At 36.0% G+C, this 6,011-nt stretch carries 6 protein-coding genes and 4 pseudogenes; 4 read left to right on the top strand and 6 right to left on the bottom strand.

Annotated elements, in window-relative coordinates:
• Together ACTJJ9_RS25835 and ACTJJ9_RS25830 are read left to right on the top strand one after the other, a co-directional pair.
• Positions 1-119, top strand: a pseudogene (locus ACTJJ9_RS25835) (transposase); the annotation flags it as partial.
• 159 nt (positions 120-278) lie between these two features.
• A complete protein-coding gene (locus tag ACTJJ9_RS25830) occupies positions 279-614 on the top strand; it encodes a DUF4381 domain-containing protein (RefSeq protein ID WP_145585443.1) in 336 nt (111 codons plus the stop codon).
• Positions 615-754: 140 nt separating this feature from the next.
• Here ACTJJ9_RS25830 and ACTJJ9_RS25825 read toward each other — a convergent pair whose 3' ends face one another.
• From ACTJJ9_RS25825 to ACTJJ9_RS25810, 4 genes are all read right to left on the bottom strand, one after another.
• Positions 755-1,000: a spore germination protein gene (locus ACTJJ9_RS25825; RefSeq protein WP_255452049.1), complete on the bottom strand. Its 246-nt coding sequence runs from the start codon at positions 998-1,000 to the stop codon at positions 755-757.
• Positions 1,001-1,078: 78 nt separating this feature from the next.
• A complete protein-coding gene (locus ACTJJ9_RS25820; RefSeq protein WP_440768998.1) occupies positions 1,079-1,231 on the bottom strand; it encodes a hypothetical protein in 153 nt (50 codons plus the stop codon).
• 245 nt (positions 1,232-1,476) lie between these two features.
• A complete protein-coding gene (locus ACTJJ9_RS25815; protein ID WP_255452039.1) occupies positions 1,477-1,605 on the bottom strand; it encodes a hypothetical protein in 129 nt (42 codons plus the stop codon).
• Positions 1,606-1,651: 46 nt separating this feature from the next.
• Entirely contained in the window at positions 1,652-2,089 is a 438-nt protein-coding gene (locus tag ACTJJ9_RS25810) for an Hsp20/alpha crystallin family protein (RefSeq protein WP_010891078.1), read from the bottom strand.
• 586 nt (positions 2,090-2,675) lie between these two features.
• Here ACTJJ9_RS25810 and istA point away from each other — a divergent pair.
• Positions 2,676-4,220: an IS21 family transposase gene (istA, locus tag ACTJJ9_RS25805; protein WP_145585356.1), complete on the top strand. Its 1,545-nt coding sequence runs from the start codon at positions 2,676-2,678 to the stop codon at positions 4,218-4,220.
• A pseudogene (gene istB / locus ACTJJ9_RS25800) lies at positions 4,220-4,984 on the top strand (IS21-like element IS643 family helper ATPase IstB). Before istA ends, istB begins: the two are co-directional and overlap by 1 nt.
• A 39-nt stretch (positions 4,985-5,023) precedes the next feature.
• On the opposite strand, the pseudogene ACTJJ9_RS25795 reads toward istB, so the two are convergent.
• Positions 5,024-5,110, bottom strand: a pseudogene (locus ACTJJ9_RS25795) (hypothetical protein); the annotation flags it as partial.
• Between the two features lie 49 nt (positions 5,111-5,159).
• A pseudogene (locus ACTJJ9_RS25790) lies at positions 5,160-5,801 on the bottom strand (IS21 family transposase); the annotation flags it as partial.
• Positions 5,802-6,011: the final 210 nt, after the last annotated feature.

Raw genomic sequence — 6,011 nt, 5'->3', positions numbered from 1 at the left:
CAAGGGTCAACTTCAATCCTCACGTACATATGTTAGTTACAATGGGTGGATTAACAGAAAAAGGAGAATGGAAGCAGTATGATTTCTTGCCATTTACGATGCTTCGTAAACAATGGCAAGAGGGGCTTTGCTTTTCTCGACTTATGACGATGTCCTTTCTGATCCCTATGGTTCTATATGGAAGGCAGCTCATTCCAGCGATCCCTATAAACTTTACAGTCTATATAAGCGTATAGAATAACGGTTTCTACTGAACCAAATTGAAAGGGGGTGAGAAATTGGGTTATAAGGTTAAACGTGGTTCAGCATCAAGTGCCAATCCTATTAAGGAAATACTGGTTTCCTTAATCAAAAGATTAATTGGTGTTCTCATTATTGTTGCACTGATAGCGGTTGTCGGCTATTTCTTGTTTCAATTCGCATACAATCAGTATCCACCATTTGCGGAAGCTGCTGATGATGTTATTGGGTGGTTGAAGGATTTCTATTTGGAATATGGCATTTGGGCAACTCTCGGATTAATTATTTTTATCTGTATTTCTGTCTGGGCGTTAGGTGAAGAAGCTAAGAGGAAAGACCGCCGAAAGGAAGCCATGAAAGAGTTGATGAAGTAAAGGAGGTCAAACATGAAACGTGAATATCCGAAAACGGTATTCAGGAAAAAGGTAATCAAAATAGTTTTTTGGAGTAGTTTTTCATTGATGTTATTTCTATCGGTTGTCGCCATTATTCGGGTAGGGAATATTAACACTACTCAGGCAGAAGTGATGGTACCTATGTTATAACTAAGAACTTTTAAACAGTCTGATTTAATCCTTCTCCTAATCATAGACAAGTTAGTTCCAATATCTTCTATAAAGTCTTCTTTGGATCCTACAATTACTGTTTCAATTTCTGCTGGAGAAACACTTATTGTTTTAGGAACATAAATATCTACTGCATACGCAAGTGAATTTTGGTATATTATTAATGCTTTTCCTTCAAGTACTCCCTTAACCATTAAATTAATATCTTCTTGTTGATATTGTTTTCTTCTTAATATAATTTTTACTTCCTCATCATTTGTATTTGAAAAAGGTTATAAAATGTTATTTTTCAACTCTTCTTCCCCTACTAGATGACCAAAATATAATACCTCAATTTTCAACTCTGAAAATGTCCTAATTACTAAGTCATCACAATAATCTAATCGATCTTTGACATGTACAGATAAGTTTTTATTTATGTACATAATATCCTCTCAAAAATGTTAGTTTACAGTTAGCATTACAAAATTATGGTATAGTTATTCATAATTATTTATGTTGGTTATAGTAAACATGTTGTTACAAAGATTGATCAAATAATCTTTTGTTAATTGCAAAACAAAAAAGACAAGTTATTTAACCTGTCTTTCTCTTTCGATGAATTAATTACAATTTAGGTACTATAATGATTATTTATTAGCTTATATAAAGCCTATGATCCTTATCAGATTTATAAAAAGCTTTTCTTAATATTATCTGTTAACTCAGAAATGACCTTTTTCTTTTGTTGTTCAGGTGAATGAATAGTTAAAATTATCAAATCCACCAAATCAGGACTTTCTTTAGCTAATTCCTGCATGTAGTCATACCCGAAATCTTTCATGACCAGTAGCAATTTACTCATGTTACTGGAAACTTACATCTATCTTCTTTTTTACGTCCTTCGCTACTTTTGGCATTGTTATTTCAAGTATTCCATTTTTGTACGTAGCTTTAACCCCATCATGTGAAACGGGGCTTGGAAGTGTTATCATACGTTGAAAACGACCTGTATAGCGTTCCTTTTTTAACATATTTTCTTCTTTTATTTCATTGGTACGCTTGATAGAACCACTAATGCTTAATCTGTTATTTTGAATATCAATATCTACATCTTCTTTCTTTTCAAGACCAGGTAAATCACATGTTGCCACAACCTCATTCTCAGTTTCATGAACATCTACTCGAATCCCACCTATACCATGTTCATTGTCAAACGAAATTGGTAATTCCGAAAAGAAACGATCGAATTCTCTTCTCATATTTGATAATTGTCTAAATGGATCATAAGGTACTAATGACATATTCAACCTCCTTGGTTATTTTCAAAGATATTATTCCAATTTTGTATACGTTTATTCATAAATCCTTTATTTTACGTTCTGTACAAATGGATTCGTATCTGTACCAATTTTTAGAGTGTTTCTTTTAATACAACTTCCATAGAATTAACCCAAATAGCAGAATACAAACCCTTCAAGACCAATAATAATCTACTCAATCTCACATTCTATTTCCGTTTCATCTAACAAACTCACAACAATTCTTTCCCCTACAAATACAGTCAACTTTCTAATCAATGTAAAATATAACTCCAAATCAAACTCTGTTATTGGCTCTGTTTTTTCAATGAGCTCAATAAACTGTCTTACTCTATATTTTTGTAAATAATCATCACTATCTATGTTCTGCTGCCATTTTTCTAAAAAATAATCTTTGTTCTCTATGATGGCATTAAACGTGTTAATAAAAGCTTGGTATAAGACTTTATCGTCAATATGTTGTAAACGCTAGAATAAAGTTGACACTTTTGCTCAATAAACCTACTACTTTAGTAAAATAGTTCTTGACGTTATTTTACTGGAGGTTAGGATTTTGGAGGAGAAGTTAGTGTTATATATCAAGATTCATGAATTACATAAAAGAAAGTTTAAAGTAGCACAAATTGCTAAAGAGCTTAAGGTCTCAAGGCCAACTGTCTATAAGTATTTAGAAATGACATTCGATGAGGCTACAGCCTATACTGAACAGCCTTTAGGAAAAAAGAAAAAACTAGATCACTATAAGGACTGGATACTTGCCTGGCTAGAAGAGTATCCCCATCTAAGTAGTGCTCAGATCCATGATTGGCTTTTAGAGAGATACCCCGACCTAGTGGTCGGTGGAAGTACTGTAAGAACATATGTGAGGGGTATTCGAGAAGTCTATCAGATTGAGAAAAAGGTGATTGTCCGTCAGTACGAAGCAGTTCCTGAACAGCCTATGGGTAAACAACTCCAGGTAGATTGGGGAGAAACAAAACAGAAAACAGTAAACAACAAAGAAGCCAAACTGTACTTTATTGCCTTTGTGCTCGCTAACTCCCGACATAAATATATGGAATGGCAAGCTCGCCCATTTACCACTAGAGATGCGATTCGTTGTCACGAAAATGCTTTTCAGTTCTATGGAGGGCGAACAGAAGAAATTGTCTATGATCAGGATCACTTAATCTCAGTGAGTGAAAATGCAGGACAACTGCTTTTAACAGCTGAGTTTCAAAGCTATGTAAACGAGCGTAGATTCAAAGTTCACCTGTGCAGAAGAGCTGATCCGGAATCTAAAGGCATGATTGAAAATGTAGTGAAATACATTAAAGGAAATTTCGCAGACAGCCGTGTGTTTAGTGACATAGAAGATTGGAATGAAAGAGCACGACAATGGCTCGAGCGTACTGGAAACCATCAGGTTCACCAGACAACGAAAAAAAGACCAGCAGAAGTGTTTCTCCTCGAAAAGCAACACTTACAGCCAGTCTCTTCGTTACTTTCATATGAAAGTACCAATAACCAAAGTATAACAAGAAGTGTAAGCAAGGACAACACGATTCGCTACAAGTCCAACCGTTATTCCGTCCCACTCGGGACTTATCAAACTATGAGTGAGAACCTTGTGTGGATTGAAGCGAATTTAAAAGATCATAAAACTCTTGTCATACGTAGAGAAGCAAATGGTGAAGTGATTGCCGAGCATGTGATCAGCTCGGAAAAGGGAAAACTTATTCAAAATCGTCACCATACCAGAGATCGCTCTAAAGGCATTAAGGAGCTTAAGCAACGCCTCATGTCTCTCTTTGAAGATCAGCTTCAAGTAGCTGCATACTTGGATGAGATTAGTCAAAGATACCCAAGGTATCATCGAGACCAGTTTGCGATTATCAATAAAGTAATACAGCAGTATCCAGCGTTAGTTGATTCTGTTTTGAGGAAGTGCATGATAGAGAAGCTTTACAACGCGAATGATTTTCGTGATATCGCTCATCATCTTGATACATTACAAGATGGACCGGCTGAAGATGTGCAATCCTTTTACACGAGTTCGCTAAAACACTCTCATATCAAAGCCTCTACCCGTTCTCTAAATGCGTATACCAGCATTTTAGGAGGTAGAGCATGATGAACAAGACTGTACATGAACTACAAGATCAATTCCGTCAGCTACGCTTAGCAGAGACTGCGGAGGAGCTTCCACTGCTTCTTCGCGAAGCTGAAAAAGCATCATGGACCTACTTGGAATTTTTAGAGTCTATCACCCAATATGAATTAGCCAAACGTGAAGCGAAAAGCCTTGAGAAAAGAATGAAATGGGCACGCTTCCCTTTCGTGAAGTCACTAGATGAGTTTGAGCTGAAAGGACAAAACGTTCTGACGGCTCGACAGCTCTCCCAACTCCGTGAATTAAGCTGGCTAGAGCAACAATACAATTTAATCCTTCTCGGTCCCCCTGGCATTGGAAAAACGTATATCGCAATTGGACTTGGACTCTAGGCTGTTTATAGAGGGTTCAATGTTTATTTCGCCACAATGGGTGAACTTGTGCAGCTTCTAAAATCAGAAGAATACCTGAACAAATCTAAAGTCCAACTAAAAAGAATCAGAAATGCCGACCTAGTAATCATCGATGATTTAATGTATATGGCCATGGATCAGAGAGAAGCGAACCTATTTTTTCATTTGATTAATCATTTGTACGAACGAAGTTCGATTATCCTGACATCTAATAAAAGTCCAGATGAATGGGGCAATTTAATAGGAGACCAAGGGATCACTACAGCTATTTTAGATCGTTTACTTCATCGAGTGGAGGTCATCCATGGAGACGAAGAAGAGGAAAGTCATCGGATGAAAAATCGGAAGAGCATTTTTTCAGCAGAAGTGTAAAAAGGAAACGAGCAAAAAGTGTAAAATTCAACTTGACGTCTACATATGTTTGTTCTGACAGCTTTTTTCACCTTTGACACTGTATTTTCCATTACATCTCCAGACAATTCTTCTAAGCCTTTCATCGGTAGAGTTCCATACCTTTCTTCCAAATGGGCTACCACAATGCCCACATCTCCGTTAATATTGTTTTTGGAACTCCTCCAAACGCTTCAAAGCTTTCCATCAAAAAGGACATTAGTACACTTTGTGACTTTGACATGGTTAGTCCATAAGACTTGAATCTTGAATTACCTAACACTAGTACCCCGACATTGACGTATATAATTTCCCCCTCTTTTGTTATGTATCTAATGTTCTCTTTCCAATCAAATTGTGCTTGTTCCCCGGGAGGGGTCTCAAAACGAACAACGGTCTTGTTCGCTTGAATTCTTTTTCCATCACTAAAGTATGCCTGGAATTCAGGTTTATCAGATATATAGCGTCGGAAAGATGACTGAGAACATTCTAACCCATGGTTATCTTTTAGATACTCCCATAGAATCCTCTTGTAGTAAAAGGTTTGTATAGATTCCTCTGAAAGTAGCTCAGATATAACGTTATATAAGTCATCTATTTTTGACTTTCTATTACGAGTTTTGCAAGAACTATTCCCATTTAAATATCGATCCACTGTCCTCCTATCTACACCTAATTCCCGCCCTAATCTACTTTTATTTATTTTCATATTTAGGCTCTACATTAGAAGCTTTAACTTTGGTAAATCTTCCAAACAATTAATTTCTATATCTGTACTTATATCTAGATGTACATGCATCCTCTTCACCTCAGTGTAAGTATGCATGTATGACACTAAACTGTACATTCTTATGTAATCATTTCTGTACATTATTAAATTAGCATTTATACTCGGTGTTATAAGTGAAAAATTAGGCTTTAGTTACTTCATTAAAGCGCCTGATTGTTGAAGACTAAAGTTTATATTCACCAAGAAAATTGATGTGCTCTTATCCTAACAAATTTTATT

Origin of the sequence: Metabacillus sp. 22489 (genome assembly GCF_052044855.1) — a bacterium.
Lineage (GTDB): Bacteria > Bacillota > Bacilli > Bacillales > Bacillaceae > Metabacillus > Metabacillus niabensis.
This window is presented reverse-complemented; position numbering and strand designations above follow the sequence as displayed.

Excerpts from the sequence above, each read along its gene's own strand:
- ACTJJ9_RS25825 (WP_255452049.1), bottom strand. The coding sequence starts at position 1,000 with ATGGTTAAGGGAGTACTTGAAGGAAAAGCATTAATAATATACCAAAAT.
- ACTJJ9_RS25820 (WP_440768998.1), bottom strand. The coding sequence starts at position 1,231 with ATGTACATAAATAAAAACTTATCTGTACATGTCAAAGATCGATTAGAT.
- ACTJJ9_RS25815 (WP_255452039.1), bottom strand. The coding sequence starts at position 1,605 with ATGCAGGAATTAGCTAAAGAAAGTCCTGATTTGGTGGATTTGATAATT.
- ACTJJ9_RS25810 (WP_010891078.1), bottom strand. The coding sequence starts at position 2,089 with ATGTCATTAGTACCTTATGATCCATTTAGACAATTATCAAATATGAGA.